We start from the raw sequence: 16380 nt of genomic DNA on the forward strand, positions 1-16380 counted from the left end.
CGCGGCCGGGCGCGTCAGCTGCCTTCGCGCGTCATTTGCTGCAGCCGTCCCTGCGCCAGGCGTCCTTCGGTGGTGTCCGGGAAGCGTGCCACCACCGCCTCCAGCATGCTGCGGGCCTGCTGCAGGTTGCCCTGGTCGTAGTGGACATAGCCGAGCTTGAGCATGGCGCTGGGCAGTTTGGGACTGCCCGGATAATCGCTGACGAGTCGGTTGAAGTGGGTGAGGGCCGCCGGGTAGTCCTTGGTGACATAGCCGATCTCACCGAGCCAGAAGGCGCCGTTGTCAGCGAACTGGCCTTCGGGATAGCGCGCCAGCATCGCGGCGAACGCCTGTTTGGCGGCGTCGTAATCGCGCGCCTTGAGCAGTTCGAAGGCATCGCGATAGGCCTCGCGCTCGCCACCTGCCAGTGTTTCGGGCGCTGGCAGCGCCAGCGTGCCGCCGGCATCATCGCCACCGCCGCGGGCCCCCACGCCGGTCTGCGGCGGTGGCGTCGACGGCACCTGCGACGCGGTGTCCGCTGTGGTCTGCGCGCCAGTGGGCGCGTCGACCGCGGTGCCCAGCCACCCGCCACCGACGCGGGCCGCCGCGTCGAAGTCCGTCGCGCCCGCGGTGGTCTCGCCGCCGCTGTCTTCGGTGCGCAGACGCGCCGCATAGGACTCGCCGAGCTGTGGCCGCCCGGGGCGCGCCTGGCGCAAGTAGTATTGATGCAGTTCCACCTGGCCGCGCAGGGCCTGCACCTCCTGCTGAAGCTGCTGCAGCTGGAGCACGAAGTCGGACAGGCTCTTGTCGTTCAGCATGCGCTCCAGACGTGCCAGACGCTGGCTAAGCTCGGCGTTGGAGAGCACCTCGCCGGTGGCCCCCGGCAGAGGAGCCGGCGCCAGCAGGTCATCGCGGCGCAGCTGCGCCGAGGCGCTGGCGGCGCTGACGGCGAGCGCCAGGGCGACGATCGGGGCAACGATGGGGGCAATTGCCGGGGTAACGCACAAGCACGAGCCGTGGGCGGTGCGCGCGGGCTTGCCCGGGACAGCGGCGGCGCCCTGGCGCCGGCGCGCGGGCGGGGGGTCGGCGGGAGTCAGGTGGCAAGTCATGGTCAGTACACCAGTTCAACGCGGCGGTTCAGGGCCCAGGCGCGCTCGGAGCGGCCGCGCTCCGCCGGGCGCTCCTCGCCGTAGCTCAGGCGCGAGAGCCGCTCCGCCGGCACGCCCTCGGCGATCAGGAAACGCTGAACCGCATCGGCGCGCTGCTCGCCGAGTGCCAGGTTGTAATCCCGCGTGCCGCGCTCGTCGGTGTGTCCCTGAAGCGTCACCCGCGCGCCCGGTGTCTGGTAGATGTAATTGGCGTGAGTGCGCAGCAGCGCGGCGCCTTCCGGGCGGATTTCGGTCGTGTCGTAGTCAAAATAGACGACTTTGCGGTAGAGCGGGCTGGCGGGGTCGTCCAGCGGCGAACGCGGCTGTGCGGGCTCGCGCGCGGCGGGCGCCCCGTCGCCGCTGCGCTGCAGGCGATCCAGCTCGGCGGCGCTCGGCGGCGCCGGCTGTGGCCGCTGGGTGGCACAGCCGGCGACGGCCGCGAGCAACAGCACGACAGCCGGGAGCACGATGAGCGGGTGGGCATGCAGATTCACGTCGGGCTCCTGGCGGCGGGCGCGGGGTCGAGACGGTGATCGCCGCCGATGCATCGGCCGTCCGAGCCGGGCCGGCACGGTGGCGTGCGGCTTCACAGTGCGTGGCACAAATGTGTGAGTTGCGGCGCTCACCGCAACAGTGGCGACCAGGCGGGCTCGCGGACTTCGCCGGAATCCCGCGACAGGCGGTGGCTGGCGCCGGTGGAGACCGGCGTGGCCGCCAGCACACCGCGGCCGTTGTTCTGCGTGGCGTAAATTATCATGTTGCCATTGGGGGCGAAACTCGGTGACTCATCCAGGCTGCCGTTACTGACGTAACGCCTGGCGCCGCCCTGGGCATCGGTCATCACGACGCGAAAACGCCCGCCCTCCCGGGTCACCATCACCAGCGAATTGCCGTCTGGCGAATAGTCGGCGGCGGCGTTGTAGTCGCCCTGAAAAGTCACGCGCTGCGCCATGCCGCCGGTGGCGGCGATGCGATAGATCTGCGGCTGGCCGCCGCGGTCGGAGGTGAATACCAGATGGTCGCCGGCGGGCGACCAGGCGGGCTCGGTGTCGATGGCGTAGTGAGTCGTGAGCCGCGTCAACTGACGGCTGCCCAGCTCCAGCACATAGATGTCGGGGTTACCGTCTTTGGACAGGGTCATGGCGAGCTTGCGCCCGTCCGGCGAGAACGCCGGCGAGCCATTGATGCCCTCGTAGCTGGCGATGCGCTCCCGCCGGCCACTGCCGAGATCCTGCACATAGATCGCGGACTGGCCGCCCTCGAACGAGACATAGGCGAGCCAGCGGCCGTCCGGCGACCAGGCCGGCGACATGATGGGCTGTGCGGAGTCGACGATGGTCTGGGCATTGAAGCCGTCGGCATCTGCCACACGCAGCGCCACGCGCGATGGATCATCGCCGGAAGTCACGTAGGCGATACGGGTGGCGAAGACCCCGGGCTCGCCGGTGAGGTCGGCATAAATGGCATCGGCGATGCGGTGGGCGGCGTTGCGCAGGCCTCTGCTGGTGGAGATGACGGTGTCCACGAGCAAGGTCTTGCCGCTGAAGACATCCAGCAGCGCATAGCGGATGTCGTAGCCGCCGGTGGCCCGGGGCATCACCTCTCCGACCACCAGACTGTTCATGCCCAGGACCTGCCACTCGCGGATGTCCACGTCCTCTTCGCGGTGCGGGGTCATGAGCATCTCGCGCCGCGGCATGGGCTTGAACTTGCCGCTGCGGGCGAGATCGGCGGCGATGACAGCGCCGATATCAACGTCGGGCCGGGCGCCGTCGACATTGCCGAAGGGCACGACGGCGATGGGCTGGGCGCCTTCCACGCCGCCGGTGATCTCGATGGTGAGCTTGGCCCAGGCGGTGCCCGCGAGGCCCCAGGCGAGCAGCGCCGAGAGCAGCAGCGCGGCGAGACTGTGTGGTGGTTGCATAAGCCCGTTACTCATGGCTTGAAGCGGAAATTGAAGTCCTGGAACAGTGCCTCGAAGTCTTCACCATCGGGCACCGGCAGCGGCGAGGCCTTGTAGACGGCGGAAATCACAGACTGATCAAAGGCGCCATGGCCGCTGCTGCGGATCACCTGCACGCTGCCGGGGATCACCTGCCCGCCCGGCTCCAGGCGCAGGTTGACCACCGTCTCGACGCCGCGCGGGCTGCCCGCGGGCCGCACCCAGAAGCTGCGGATGCGGGTTTGGATCATGGGTACCCAGCGACTCGTGACCTGCTCGCGGGCGGCTTCGCGCTGGGCCGCTTCCAGGGCGTCCCGCCGGCGCCGCTGCTCGGCCGCCTGCGCCGCTTGCTCAGCGCTCGCGCGGGCCCGTTCCTGCTCAAGCTCCGCGGCCAGTGCTGCCTGCAGCTCGCGCTCGCGCCGGGCGATTTCTTCTTCTTCGGCTTCGCGCCGGGCCCGCTCTTCGGCACGGCGCTGCGCATCGAGCGCCGCCTGGCGGGCGGCTTCCGCCTCGCGGCGGGCCCGCTCGTCGGCCTCGCGCTGAGCGGCCAGCTCGGCGGCGCGGCGCTCGGCCTCCTGACGCTCGCGCTCGGCACGCGCGGCGGCCTCGGCCTCGGCGGCCTGACGCCGGGCCTCCTGCTCGGCGCGGCGGCGGGCTTCTTCCTCCGCCCGCCGGGCCGCTTCCGCCGCCACCTTGCGGCGAATCTCTTCCTCGGCGCGGCGGCGAGCTTCCTCCTCGGCCTGGCGTTGGCGCTCAGCCTCAGCCTGGCGCTGGCGCTCCAGCTCGGCCTGGCGTTGGCGCTCCAGCTCGGCCTGACGTTGGCGCTCAGCCTCGGCCTGGCGCTGGCGCTCCAGCTCAGTCTGGCGTTGGCGCTCCAGCTCGGCCTGGCGTTGGCGCTCAGCCTCGGCCTGGCGCTGGCGCTCCAGCTCGGCCTGACGTTGGCGCTCAGCCTCGGCCTGACGCTGGCGCTCCAGCTCGGCCTGACGTTGGCGCTCAGCCTCGGCCTGACGCTGGCGCTCAGCCTCGGCCTGACGCTGGCGCTCAGCCTCGGCTTCACGCTGGCGCTCCAGCTCGGCCTGGCGCTGGCGCTCAGCCTCGGCTTCACGCTGGCGCTCCAGCTCGGCGTCACGCGCTTCCTCCGCCGCCTGCGCCAGCGCCGCCTGGCGGGCGGCTTCGGCGGTGCGCTCGGTCTCGGTCGGTGTCGGCGGCTCCAGGGGTTGCGGCGCCACCGGCGCCCGTGGCGGCGAGCCCGCGGCATTGGCGCGCAGCGCCTCGATGCGGCGCTCGATGTCCGGTGTCGCCGTCATCTGCGCCTGAACCATGTTCTCGAAGGCGCCGAGTTCCTGATTGCGCACCAGCCAATCAATGCCAAAGAACATCAAGGCGGCCAGCGTCAGATGCAGAAGAATCGACCACAGGAAGGCCTTCGGATAGTGGGTCCAGATCTGCCACATGGCTCCCGGTCAGCCCGGCCCGCGGGCCGCGTCGGCGCCGGGCGGCGGCCGGGTCACCAGACCGACGCTGGGAGCGCCCGCCGCCTGCGCCGCGACCATGGCATCCACCACCAGGCCGTAGTCGATCGACTGATCGGCGCGCACCATAATGGGGGTCATGGGCGCATCGTCCAGCACGGCCAGCAGCCGCTCGAACAGCAGTTGCTGGTCCACGGGCAGTAGTTCGTTATCGCCGAGATCGAGATAGGTATCGCCGAACTGATCGATGTGGATCACCACCGGCGGCGTGCCCTCGCCCGGCTGCGGGTCCGCGACCGCTTGCGGCAAATCCACCTTCACGCCCTGGGTGATGAGCGGCGCCGTGACCATGAAGATCACCAGCAGTACCAGCATCACGTCGATGTAGGGAACGACATTGATCTCCGCCATGGGCTTGCGGCGCTGGCGGCGCTCCTTTTGCTTCATGCGGCCTGACCCGTGGTTGCCGCCGTGCTTCGACCCTGGCGCTGGAGCAGGGTGGAGAACTCCTCCATGAACTCTTCATACCGGTTGTTCAGCCGCTCCACCTGATTGGAGTAGCGGTTGTAGGCGACCACGGCGGGGATCGCCGCGAACAGCCCGATGGCCGTCGCCACCAGCGCCTCGGAGATGCCGGGTGCCACCAGGGCCAGCGTCGCCTGCTGCACGTTACCCAGCGCTTGAAAAGCGTGCATGATGCCCCACACGGTACCGAAGAGGCCCACATAAGGACTTACCGAGCCGACGGTGGCGAGAAAGGACAGATTGTTCTCCAGCCGGTCCATCTCCCGGCTCAGGGCCACCCGCATGGAGCGCTCGGCGCCCATGATGACGGCCATGGTGTCGTCGGGTGCGTTCTTGCGCAGCCGCGCATACTCGCGGAAGCCGTTGCGGAAGATGGCGGCGAGGCCATTGAGTCCCTTGCTCTCTTCCTGACCCAGCTCGCGGTACAGCGCGCTCAGGTCGCCGCCGGACCAGAAGCGTGCTTCAAAATCGTCGGCGGCGTGGCGCGCGCGCTGCAGTATGCGGGAGCGCTCGAAAATCGCGGCCCAGGACAACACCGACGCGAGCACCAGTACCACCAGCACGAGCTGTACCATCAAGCTCGCCTGCAGCACCAGGTCCAGTAGTGACAGCTCAGCGCCCATGGGCAGTGCTCTCCGACGAAATAGCGGCCAGGATATCTGCCGGGATGCGCGTCGGGCGCAACCGCTCGGCGTCGAGACAGGCCATGTTGACGCTGGCGCGGCAGCACACTCGCTGGTCATCGTCGCGCAGCACGCTTTGCACAAAGTCGAGGCTGGCGCGGCCGTGGCCCGTCACCGCCGTCTCCACCTGCAACAGCTCATTGAACCTGGCCGGGTACAGAAAACCGATATCCAGCCGACGCACGGCGAACAGTATCTGCGCCTGTGCGCGCAGGCGGTCCTGCTCGAAGCCGAGTGCGCGCAGCCATTCGGTGCGCGCGCGTTCCATGAAGTGTAGGTAACGGGCGTGATAAACGACGCCGCCCGCATCGGTATCTTCGTAGTACACCCGCACGCCGAGTCGGCCCTGGACTAGCGGGCTCGGATCCTTTGCCATGGGCTGGAGCTCACCGCGATAAACCTCAGCATGATAACGCAACGCAGGGCGTGCGGCAGAGATGCGCAGGCCGTCCTGCCGTGGCCGGCGACGTTGCTCAGGTGCGCTGCGAACGGTTGCGGCGCAGGGCCGCAGCCGCAATGGCTGCCTTGGGATGCATGGCGCAGCGACCGGGGCGCTTGCGCTTGGCGTGGCGCGGTGCTGTGATGCGCAAACCAGCAAAGCAACCCCACCCCCGCGACGTCCCACCGCCATCAGCCCGATGCACAACGCCAGCCGGCCCGCCCACATTCGCTGCCGCCACCGCGCCCTGCGCTGGGCGCCGGTGCTACTGCTGATCCTGACGGGCAGCGCCAGCATCGCTCAGACACCACCAGAGCCGCTCACCCTCATGGATGCACTGGCCTTCGCCGACGGCCATCCACGGGCTGCGGCGGGCGCCGAGCCCTGGCTGCCCGCGCGTCCACAGCCCCTGCATCTGGCGTGTCATAGCCTGGCCTTCAACAACGCCCGGCCCGCGGATGCCGAGCGCGATACCGCCTGGGGGCCGCTGCTGCCGGCGGCGGCGGCACAGCGTCTGGAGATCATGCAGCGCTTCTTCGACGTACTGCTGGCGGACCTGAGCTACATGCGCGACAACGAAGCCATGGCCGTCGCCTATATCCAGTTCGACCGCGCCGAGAACCGTCGCGACCTCGGACAATACTCGCCGCTGGTGGTGGCTGAGTTAGAGGCAGCTTATCAGGTGATCCGCCGCCGCCGGGCGGCCAGTGATGCCGCCCGTCGCGTGACCCGCTCGCTGCTGGCACAGGCCATAGGCACACCCGAAGATCTACCGAAGGATCTGGTCGACCCGCCGCCGCCCGCGGACACACCGCCGCCGGATCTGGACGTTGTGGTGGCGACGGCAAGCGCCCAAAACCCGCGGATTCGGGCGCTGCGCGACGGCGCCGATGCCACGCAAGAGGCGCTGCTGCGCATGGCCTTACGCCAGCAGGCATTGGAACTGCTGGAGCGCCTGGAGCTTCTCGCCGTGGCCGCCGAGCAGACCCGGGTCGAGGCCGACTGGCGCGATCTCAAGCTGGACCAAAGCCGCACCATGTACGAGATGGAAGTGACCGCCGACCTCGGCTACGCCATGAGCCGGCAAACGAAGGCTCACCGCGATCGCATGGCCGTAGACCTCTGCCGCATCCTCACCCGCGCCGAGCTGGACGCCCTCCAGGGCAAGCCCATCGAGATCACCGGCGCCGCGGACAGCCCGGAGGCAAGCCGATGAAGGACACATGCCAGCGTCTGCGACCCGCGGCCCGGCGCGGCCTGCTGTGCCTGCTGCTCACCGCGAGCACCGCGGCGACGGCGACGCAGCAGCTGAGCGGCCGGCTCGAATGGGTGGACCGCGTGGAGATGCGGGCGGTGACCAACGGCGTGGTGGACGAGGTGCTCGTAACCGTGGGCGCACACGTGGAGCCAGGCGAGCTGCTGCTGCGCATGGACCAGCGCGAGATCAGGGCCACCTTGCTGGAGACGCGAGCGCGACTCGCCCGCGGCATCGTGGCCCTGGATGACGCCCGCCGCGAGCTCGACCGCGCACAAGAGCTCTTCGACCGCGGCCTCATTGCCATGGAAGAGCTCAAAGACGCCGAGCTCGGCCACAGCGCCGCACTCGCCGCACACGAGGCGGATCGCGCAGCCGTCGCCGCCGCCGAGGTGATGCTGGAGCGCACCGAGCTGCGCGCCCCCTTCGCCGGCATCGTCGTCGAGCGTAATGCCTATGACGGTGCCGTCATCTATACCAGCCTCCAGCAGGCGCCGCTGGTCGCCGTCGCCCCCACCGATCGCATGCTGGCGCGGGCGCTCGTCACCGCCGAAGTGCTGCGGCGCTACCGCCCCGGGCAGGAAGCGGCTGTCATCATCCGCGGCGAACGCCGTCCGGCGGTGGTCTACAGCCTCGGCGTCGAGGCGGTGCGCATCGACCCCGCCGGGGCCGTCTACGAGCTCGATGTGATCTTCGACGCCCGCCCGGACGAGATTCTGCGCCCGTCGGAGTTCGTCAAGGTGGTGCTGCCCTGAACGCCGACGACGAAACACAGCCACGCGCCGGCGCGAGCGCCCGCGAACTGATACCCGGCGGATGTCAATGTCCGGCGCAGGCGTCTGCGGGCTGGGTTGCAGCTGGCGGGGGTCTCGACAGCAGGGATGCTGTCGTGAAGCCTACAGGGACGTATTCACGGCGTCCCCCGCCAGCTGCAACCCAGCCCGCAGAAAGCGAAAACCGAGATGCGACGGGTATGTGAGCGCAGCCACGGCGAAGCGACTTGACAAACGGTGGTCGATGGCAGACGGCCGGCCAGAGGATTCAAGCGCCCGTTTGAATCCTCCGGAACCAAAGATCTGGGTGGCGAGTCTGATGAGTTAAGCGCTGATCGGCGCGAGTCCGTTGGGCCTCCCCCTCCCGGCGGACTTTTTCCCGAGCAATCGGGAGACGTTGCCCCGGTTGCTTCCCCCGAGCACCGGGGTTTATTTTGGCGGTGGTCCGCCGCGATGCCGGCGCGACCATGTCCTGGCAAGCCAGGCAACATCAGCACTTTCATCCGCCGTCACTGCGGACACAGCCCGGGGCAGCGCAGGCCGCACACCCAGGCCGGCTGAGTCCCCCCGACGCTTGCGTTAACATGGCCGTATGAAACGAGAAGTCGGCGTCGTCATGGACCCCATCGGCTCCATCAAGATCGCGAAGGACAGCACCTTCGCGATGCTGCTGGCGGCGCAACGGCGGGGCTGGCAGCTTTGGTACATGGAGCTCGCCGATCTCTTCCTGCTCGACGGCGAAGCCCAGGGGCGCATGCGCGCGCTGACGGTCAGCGATGACGCCGCCGGCTGGTTCAGTCTGGGTGAGCCCCAGCGCCGACCGCTGCATGCGCTCGACACGGTGCTCATGCGCAAGGATCCGCCCTTCGACATGGAATATGTCTACGCCACCTATCTGCTGGAGCTGGCACAGGCCGCCGGCTGCCTGGTCGTCAACCAGCCGCGCACCCTGCGCGATGCCAACGAGAAGGTCTTCACGGCCCAATTCCCGGACTGCGCGCCGCCACTGACGGTCACCCGCAGCGCCGCCATCCTGCGCGCATTCATCGCCGCGCACGGCGACACCGTGCTGAAACCCCTCGACGCCATGGGCGGTCGCTCGATCTTTCGCGTGCGCACCGGCGACCCCAACACCGGCGTCATCATCGAGACGCTGACGGACCATGGCCAGCGCTTCTGCATGGCGCAGCGCTTCATCCCCGAGATCGCCCACGGCGACCGCCGTGTGCTCATGGTGGACGGCGAGCCGGTGCCCTACGTGCTCGCGCGCATTCCGTCCGCCGACGACGCCCGCGGCAACCTCGCCGCCGGCGCCCGCGCCGAGCCCGCCCCCATCAATGCCCGCGAGCGCGCCATCGCGGCCCGGGTGGGGCCCGAGCTGCGCGCCCGCGGCGTGCTCTTCGCCGGCCTCGATGTCATCGGCGATTACCTGACGGAAGTGAACATCACCAGCCCCACCTGCATCCGCGAAATCGACCATGCCTACGGCACCGATGTCGCAGGCGATCTGATGACCTGTATCGAGGCCCACCTCGGTGCGCGCTGAGCGCCCGGACGCCGCAACCACGCCGCCCCTGCCTGTGCCCACTCGCAGGTTGCGGCTGCGGCACCCGGCGCGGGCGTCGACGCTGCCATTGGGCGCCCTGGCCAACGTCCTGATCGGCGCCCTGTTGGGCGCTCTGCTGAGTGGCTGCCGCGGCGCCGAAACGCCGGTCTACACCACGCAGTTCGTCGCCTTCGACGCGGCGGTTGATTTGAGCATCGTCGGCAAGCTCAAGGCAGACGCCCAAGCCGCCTCCGCGGAGGTGGAGCAGGACTTTCTGTTCCTGGACTACGCCACCAACACTTGGAAGCCCGGCCCCATGGCCCGGGTCAACGCGCTACTGCCCAAGGGCGAGCCCTTTGCCGCGCCGCCCTCGCTGCTGCCGCTGCTACAGCAAAGCCAGGCGCTGGCGTTGCGGACGCGCAATCTGTTCAATCCGGCCATCGGCCAACTGTTACAGCTCTGGGGCTTTCAGGCCGCAGAGCCGGAATGCCGCCCGCCGCCCTCGGCCAGCGCGATCGAGTCCCTGGTGACGCAAGCACCGACCATGGCGGATCTCTATCTCGATGGCATCATGCTGCAGAGCGACAACCCGGCGGTACTGCTCGACTTCGACGGCATCGTCGTCGGCTACGCCATGGATCTCGCCATGGACAACCTACGCCAGCGCGACATCCATCACGCCATGCTGAACCGCAGCGGCGATGTGCGCGCCATGGGCGACCGCGCCGGCCGGCCCTGGCGCGTGCCAGTGCGCCGCGGCAGCAGCACCGGCGTGCTCGGCATCATCGACGTGGTTGGCGACATGGCTGTTTTCACCAGCAGCATGCATGAGCGCAACTTCATCCACGACGGCCAGGTCTTCCATGATGTCATCGATCCGCGCAGCGGTCGGCCCGCCACCGGTCTGCAGGCGGTGACGGTCATGGTGGCGGGCTCCGCCGCCGTCGCCGACGTCGCCGCCGACGCCCTAATGGTGGCAGGACTGGAGGGCTGGCGGGACGTGGCCGCGCGGCTCGATCTGCGCTATGTGCTACTCATCGACGACGCCGGCACCATGCACATGACACCGCCCATGGCCGAGCGCCTGGAATTGCTCGACGACGGCGCCGACGTGGCCATCCTCCAGCCCGAGGCGCCCAGCGACAGGGGCGGCGCCGACGACTGAGCCTGGCATGCGGGGCGCCACATCAGGCACGACGTTTGGTCATGGGGGTGGCGCCGCCGCCCGACGCAGCGCCATGCCCTGGGCCGTAGCCGCCGCGCTGGCGGTCCATCTGCTGGTATTGCTCGGCACCGGCTTCGAACTGCCGGCGCCGGGGCCAGCGCCGGTGCGGACGCTGGCGCTGATGACCGTCGCCGCGCCGGCGGGCGACGCCGGCGAGCCCGCACCAGAGGCCGTGGTCGCATCGGCGGCGGCGGGCCAGACCGCCAACGTGTCGACGCCGTCGCCAGCCCGCGCCGACGCCACCGCCGCAAAGACGCCAGTGCTGGCGCCGGAGCCGGAGCCGACAACGGTGCCAGTGCCCGAGCCAGCGCCGACAGCAACGCCAGCGCCCGAGCCAGCGCCGACAACAGCGCCAGCGCCCGAGCCAGCACCGACAACAGCGCCAGCGCCCGAGCCGGCGCCCGAGCCAGCGCCCGAGCCGGCGCCGACAGCAGCGCCAGCGCCCGAGCCAATGCCGCCCGTCGCCGATTCGCCGACGGACACGCCGCCCATTCGCCGACTCCTGGACACCACGCCCGAGGCCATGGCCAGGATCTTCAACGGCCCCGGCGCGGCCGTCGCACCGCCGCGCTTGGCGACGGTGTCCCCTGCGCCCGCCGGCGACCCCATGAGTGCACCGGCCAGCATGCCGGCCAGCGCACCGGACGCCGGCGCCATCCTCGCCAGCCGCAATGACGCCATTGCGGCGCTGAGCGCCCGCATCAGCGCCCACAACGCCGCCGGCGGCGGGCGCCGCAGGGCCATCAGCGGCACGACCAAGGCGTATCGTTATGGCGCCTACATGGAGGCCTGGCGGCGCAAGGTGGAGCGCATCGGCAATCTGAACTATCCGCAGGCGGCCCGCGAGCAGGCCCTGTTCGGCAGCCTGATCCTGCATGTGGCGGTGCGTGCGGACGGCAGCCTCGAGGGCGTGCGCGTGGTGCGCTCCTCGGGGCATGCGGTGCTCGACGAGGCGGCCGTGAAGATCGTCCGACTCGCCGCACCCTTCGCCCCTTTCCCCGACAGCATCAAGGCCGAGACCGACGTGCTGGACATCACCCGGGTCTGGCAATTCCAGCGTAACCATCGGCTCGGCTGGAACGATTGATCCAATGCCGTCGGCGGTGCTTGCCACAGGGCGGGCGCCCCGGGATACTAGCCCCATGAGCTTCGCCACCTCCCTCACCAACCACTTTCTCATCGCGATGCCGGGTCTGGACGACCCGAACTTCTCGCGCACGGTCACCTATGTCTGCGAGCACACCGAGCAGGGTGCCATGGGCATCGTCATCAACCGCCCCATGGACATCAAGCTCGGCGAGGTGCTGGAGCAACTGGACATCGAGCCCAGCGTCGCCGGCGTCGGCGATGCGCAGGTGTTCCTCGGCGGACCGGTGCAAACGGACCGCGGCTTCGTTATCCATTCGGGGCCGACGGAGTACGACTCCACACTGGCGGTCACCGCTGATCTGCGCGTCACCACCTCCAAGGACGTGCTGGAAGCCATCGCCGCGGGACAGGGACCGGCGCAATGCCTGGTAGCCCTGGGCTACGCCGGCTGGAGCGGAGGCCAGCTGGAAGAGGAGCTCAGCGCCAATGCCTGGCTGAGCGGCCCGGCGGATGCGCAGATTCTCTTCTCGAAGCCCGTCGGGGAGCGCTGGCTCGCCGCCGCACGGCTGCTCGGCATCGACCTGAATCTGCTCAGCGGCGAGGCAGGCCATGCCTGAGGCGGGCCCCAGGGCCGAGGGGCTCAGGTCCAGGCGGCACCATGTCGGCACGCCGCCCAGCGGCTCCAGTGGCTACGCCAGTGGTCGCCTCCCCGGCAGCCTCCCGGTCCAGCGGGCCGCCTAGCCGAGACGGCGGTCGGATGTTTTGGCCACGCTGCTCGGCTTCGACTTTGGCACCCGCAAAATCGGCGTCGCCGTGGGCCAGACGGTCACCGCCACAGCGAGTGCGCTGACAACGCTGCGCCATCGCGGCGGCAAGCCGGACTGGGCCGCCATCGAGGCACTGATCCGCGAATGGCGTCCGCAAGCCGCGGTGCTGGGCCTGCCGCACAACATGGACGACACCGAAGAAGAAACCCTGGCGGCACCGGTGCGCCGCTTCGCGCGCCAGCTCACCGGGCGCTTCGCCATTCCCGTACATCTGGTGGACGAGCGCCTCACCACCCTCGCCGCCGAGCGCGCCCTCGCCGCTGAGGGGCGCCTCGCAGACGCCGGCGCCGGAACGCGTAAGCGCCGCCGCCACGGCGGCCCGCAGCGTGATGTGGTGGATGCCTACGCCGCAAAACTGATCCTGGAAACCTGGCTCGCCGATCCGCGCCCATGACCCCCACCCACACCCCGGACACTGCCAATCCCGGCCCCGCCACCGCGCTGTATCGCGACGCCGCCGCCGTCGATGCGGCCATCAGTGACATGGCGCAGGCGCTGGACACCCTGCTCAGCGCGCGCGGCGCCCGACCGCCGCTCATGATCGGCATTCACACCGGCGGCGTCTGGGTGGCCGAGCGCCTGCACCGGCTGCTGGCGCTCGCCGAGCCGCTGGGGTATCTCGATATCTCTTTCTACCGCGATGACTTCACGCGCATCGGCATGCACCCGCGGGTGCGCCCATCGCACCTGCCGGTGGCCGTGGACGATCGCCACATCGTGCTGGTGGACGACGTGATCCAGTCCGGGCGCACCATCCGCGCGGCGCTGAACGTGCTCTTCGACTACGGGCGCCCCGCCTCCGTGATGCTGGCGGTGCTCGCCGAGCGCAGCGGTCGCGAGCTGCCCATCGAGCCCAATGTGGTGGGCCTGCATGCGGACCTCGCCCATGGCGAGCACCTGAAGCTCGCCGGTCCGGGACCGCTCTCGCTCTACCGCGGCAGCCCGCCGGTGGGACGCGCAAGCGGCGCAGAGGGCGCCGGGCCGTGATCACGCCGCGCGCCTCGCAGCAGGAGCAGGCCGCCGCGCTGCAGCTGGACGCGGACGGCAACCTCAAGCATTTCCTGACCCTGGACGGACTGGACCGGGCGCTGTTGATCGACATTCTGGACCGCGCCGAGGGCTTCCTTGGGGTGGCTCAGCAGGCGGTCAAGAAGGTGCCGCTGTGCCGCGGCAAGATCATCGCCAATCTGTTCTTCGAGACCAGCACCCGCACCCGCACCACCTTCGAGCTCGCCGCCAAGCGCCTGTCGGCAGACGTGCTGAACCTCAACATCAGCACCTCCGCCACGGCCAAGGGCGAGACCCTGCTGGACACGCTGCGCAATCTGGAAGCGATGCACGTGGATATGTTCGTCGTGCGCCATGCCGACAGCGGCGCGGCGCACTTCATCGCCACCCATGCGGCGGCGCCGGTGGCCGTCATCAATGCCGGCGATGGCTGCTACTCGCACCCGACACAGGCGATGCTCGACATGTTCACCATTCGCGCCCACAAGGGCGGCTTCGAGGGACTCACGGTGGCCCTCGTCGGCGACGTGCTGCACTCACGGGTGGCGCGCTCGCAGATCACCGCGCTCAACACCCTGGGCGTCGCCGAGGTCCGCGCCATCGGCCCGAGCACGCTGGTGCCGGCGCGGGCGGCGGAGGCCCTCGGCGTGCGCGTCTGCCACGACCTGCGCGCGGGGTTGCGCGGCGTCGATGTCATCATCCTGCTGCGCCTGCAGCACGAGCGCATGGACGGCGGCTTCCTGCCCAGCGAGCACGAGTACTTCCACCTGTTTGGGCTGACCGAGAAGCGCCTGCGCCTGGCCGCAGCCGACGCCATCGTCATGCACCCCGGCCCCATCAACCGCGGCGTGGAGATGGACTCCGGCGTGGCCGACGGCGATCGCTCGGTGATCCTGGAGCAGGTGAGCAACGGGCTCGCCGTGCGCATGGCTGTCATGTCCATGTGCATTGGCACCCAGAACCTATGGCTGCACGCCGCCGGCCAGCGGCCGCTGACGGAGACCGGCGATGCCTGACAACGCCGCCGCCGGCAGCCCCCAAGCCATCAGCATCCGCGGCGGCCGGGTCATCGACCCCGCGGCCAACATCGACGCCGTCATGGATCTGCATCTCGCCGACGGTGCCATCAAGGCCCTGGGCGAGGCGCCCGCGGGCTTTGCGCCCCAACATATCATCGATGCCGCCGGGCTCGTCGTCTGCCCGGGGCTGGTGGACCTGAGCGCGCGGCTGCGCCAACCGGGGCGCGAGCACAAGGCCACCATCGCCAGCGAGACCCGCGCCGCCGCCGCCGCCGGCATCACCACCCTATGCTGCCCGCCGGACACCCTGCCAGCGGTGGATACGCCAGCGGTGGCGCAGCTCATCCGCCAGCTCGCCGAGGAGCGCGGCTATGCGCGGGTCCTGCCGGCGGGCGCCCTCACCCGCGGGCTGGAGGGCGAGCACATCACCGAAATGGCGGCTCTCAAGCTGGCGGGCTGCCCGGTCATGAGCAATGCCGACCGACCGGTGCGCAACACCCGGGTGCTGCGCCGGGCGCTGGAGTACGCCAGCACCTACGGCCTCGGCACCTTTCTGCACCCGGCGGATGCCTACCTGAGCGAAGGCGGCCTGGTGCACGAGGGCCTGGTGGCCACCCAGCTCGGACTGCCCGGCATTCCGGAGGCGGCGGAGGTGCTCGGCGTCGCCCGGGACCTGGCCCTGGCGGAGCAGACCGGTGCCCGGGTGCACTTCCGCGGCCTGTCCACGGCGCGCGCCACGGCCATGCTCGCGGAGGCCCGAGCCCGTGGCCTGCCCGTCAGCGCCGATGTCGCCGCCCACCAGCTTTGGCTCACCGAGGATGCCGTGGCGGGCTTCAGCGCCGACGCCCATCTGATCCCGCCGCTGCGCACCGCCGCCGACCGCGACGCCTTGCGCGCGGCGATCGCCGCCGGCGAGATCACCGCTATCTGCTCGGATCATCAGCCCCATGAGCCGGACGCCAAGCTGAACCCCTTCCCGCAGACCGAGCCCGGCATGTCGGCGCTGGAGACCTTGCTGCCGCTGGTGCTGGGCCTGGTACGCGAGGATGTGCTGGACCTCTGCGACGCCCTCGCCTGCGTCACCGCCCACCCGGCGGCCATCCTCGACCGCCCCCTGGGACGGCTGCAGCCGGGCGCCGTCGCCGACGTCTGCATCTTCGACCCGGACGCGCGCTGGGTGGTGGGTGAGGACACCCTGGTGAGCCGCGGCAAGAACACCCCCCTGCGCGGCGCCGAGATGATCGGGCGCGTGCGCTGGACACTGTTGGCGGGGCGGGTGGTGCATGAGGCGAAGGGCTAGCGGCGGCACGGCGTGCATCCGTCGGGGCGGCGCTACCGGCCGCCACAAAAAAAGCTTCCCGCCCACGGCAAACCTGCTATTGTGCGTCCTGAGGATACGCCGGCGCCGCCCCCGGGCTGCCCGGCACAAGGCATCTGCCAGTTTCGACGA

At 70.0% G+C, this 16380-nt stretch carries 17 protein-coding genes; 10 read left to right on the forward strand and 7 right to left on the reverse strand.

The genetic code is table 11. The features are described 5' to 3' along the window. Positions 1-14: 14 nt before the first annotated feature. The 7 genes from ybgF to ybgC form a co-directional block, all read right to left on the reverse strand. The gene (ybgF, locus tag QZ588_RS00620; protein WP_295538533.1) at positions 15-1088 is read right to left on the reverse strand and encodes a tol-pal system protein YbgF; all 1074 of its coding nucleotides are present in this window, start codon (positions 1086-1088) and stop codon (positions 15-17) included. Between the two features lie 2 nt (positions 1089-1090). Beyond that, positions 1091-1621, reverse strand: coding sequence for a peptidoglycan-associated lipoprotein Pal (gene pal, locus QZ588_RS00625; RefSeq protein WP_295538534.1), 531 nt, complete (start codon positions 1619-1621; stop codon positions 1091-1093). A gap of 128 nt (positions 1622-1749) precedes the next feature. Then, on the reverse strand, positions 1750-3051 hold the full coding sequence (gene tolB, locus QZ588_RS00630; RefSeq protein ID WP_295538536.1) for a Tol-Pal system beta propeller repeat protein TolB: 1302 nt from the start codon (positions 3049-3051) through the stop codon (positions 1750-1752). Positions 3052-3062: 11 nt separating this feature from the next. Beyond that, positions 3063-4523, reverse strand: a complete 1461-nt coding sequence (tolA, locus tag QZ588_RS00635; RefSeq protein ID WP_295538538.1) for a cell envelope integrity protein TolA — start codon at positions 4521-4523, stop codon at positions 3063-3065. Positions 4524-4532: 9 nt separating this feature from the next. Further along, positions 4533-4988: a protein TolR gene (tolR, locus tag QZ588_RS00640; protein WP_295538539.1), complete on the reverse strand. Its 456-nt coding sequence runs from the start codon at positions 4986-4988 to the stop codon at positions 4533-4535. After that, positions 4985-5689, reverse strand: coding sequence for a protein TolQ (gene tolQ / locus QZ588_RS00645; RefSeq protein WP_295538540.1), 705 nt, complete (start codon positions 5687-5689; stop codon positions 4985-4987). The genes tolR and tolQ overlap by 4 nt, the downstream gene beginning before the upstream one ends. Further along, positions 5679-6125, reverse strand: a complete 447-nt coding sequence (gene ybgC / locus QZ588_RS00650) for a tol-pal system-associated acyl-CoA thioesterase (RefSeq protein ID WP_295538541.1) — start codon at positions 6123-6125, stop codon at positions 5679-5681. Before ybgC ends, tolQ begins: the two co-directional genes overlap by 11 nt. 262 nt (positions 6126-6387) lie before the next feature. On the opposite strand from ybgC, the gene QZ588_RS00655 reads away from it, so the two are divergent. From QZ588_RS00655 to QZ588_RS00700, 10 genes are all read left to right on the forward strand, one after another. Beyond that, the gene (locus QZ588_RS00655; protein WP_295538542.1) at positions 6388-7404 is read left to right on the forward strand and encodes a hypothetical protein; all 1017 of its coding nucleotides are present in this window, start codon (positions 6388-6390) and stop codon (positions 7402-7404) included. After that, positions 7401-8198, forward strand: a complete 798-nt coding sequence (locus QZ588_RS00660) for an efflux RND transporter periplasmic adaptor subunit (protein WP_295538543.1) — start codon at positions 7401-7403, stop codon at positions 8196-8198. Before QZ588_RS00655 ends, QZ588_RS00660 begins: the two co-directional genes overlap by 4 nt. 610 nt (positions 8199-8808) lie before the next feature. Beyond that, positions 8809-9762 carry a glutathione synthase gene (gshB, locus tag QZ588_RS00665; protein ID WP_295538545.1) on the forward strand — a complete coding sequence of 318 codons (954 nt, stop codon included), beginning with the start codon at positions 8809-8811 and terminating at the stop codon, positions 9760-9762. Beyond that, on the forward strand, positions 9752-10927 hold the full coding sequence (locus tag QZ588_RS00670) for an FAD:protein FMN transferase (protein ID WP_295538546.1): 1176 nt from the start codon (positions 9752-9754) through the stop codon (positions 10925-10927). Before gshB ends, QZ588_RS00670 begins: the two co-directional genes overlap by 11 nt. 73 nt (positions 10928-11000) lie before the next feature. Beyond that, positions 11001-12074 carry a TonB family protein gene (locus QZ588_RS00675; RefSeq protein WP_295538549.1) on the forward strand — a complete coding sequence of 358 codons (1074 nt, stop codon included), beginning with the start codon at positions 11001-11003 and terminating at the stop codon, positions 12072-12074. 55 nt (positions 12075-12129) lie between these two features. Further along, entirely contained in the window at positions 12130-12693 is a 564-nt protein-coding gene (locus QZ588_RS00680) for a YqgE/AlgH family protein (protein WP_295538551.1), read from the forward strand. 145 nt (positions 12694-12838) lie between these two features. Then, complete coding sequence (gene ruvX, locus QZ588_RS00685) at positions 12839-13297, forward strand: Holliday junction resolvase RuvX (protein WP_295538552.1); 459 nt, start codon at positions 12839-12841, stop codon at positions 13295-13297. Then, positions 13294-13890, forward strand: a complete 597-nt coding sequence (pyrR, locus tag QZ588_RS00690; RefSeq protein WP_295538554.1) for a bifunctional pyr operon transcriptional regulator/uracil phosphoribosyltransferase PyrR — start codon at positions 13294-13296, stop codon at positions 13888-13890. The genes ruvX and pyrR overlap by 4 nt, the downstream gene beginning before the upstream one ends. Beyond that, positions 13887-14927, forward strand: a complete 1041-nt coding sequence (locus tag QZ588_RS00695; protein ID WP_295538556.1) for an aspartate carbamoyltransferase catalytic subunit — start codon at positions 13887-13889, stop codon at positions 14925-14927. The genes pyrR and QZ588_RS00695 overlap by 4 nt, the downstream gene beginning before the upstream one ends. Continuing rightward, complete coding sequence (locus tag QZ588_RS00700) at positions 14920-16230, forward strand: dihydroorotase (protein WP_295538558.1); 1311 nt, start codon at positions 14920-14922, stop codon at positions 16228-16230. Before QZ588_RS00695 ends, QZ588_RS00700 begins: the two co-directional genes overlap by 8 nt. Positions 16231-16380 lie beyond the last annotated feature (150 nt).

The sequence above is a fragment of the uncultured Thiohalocapsa sp. genome, from assembly GCF_913062725.1.
Lineage (GTDB): Bacteria > Pseudomonadota > Gammaproteobacteria > Chromatiales > Chromatiaceae > Thiohalocapsa.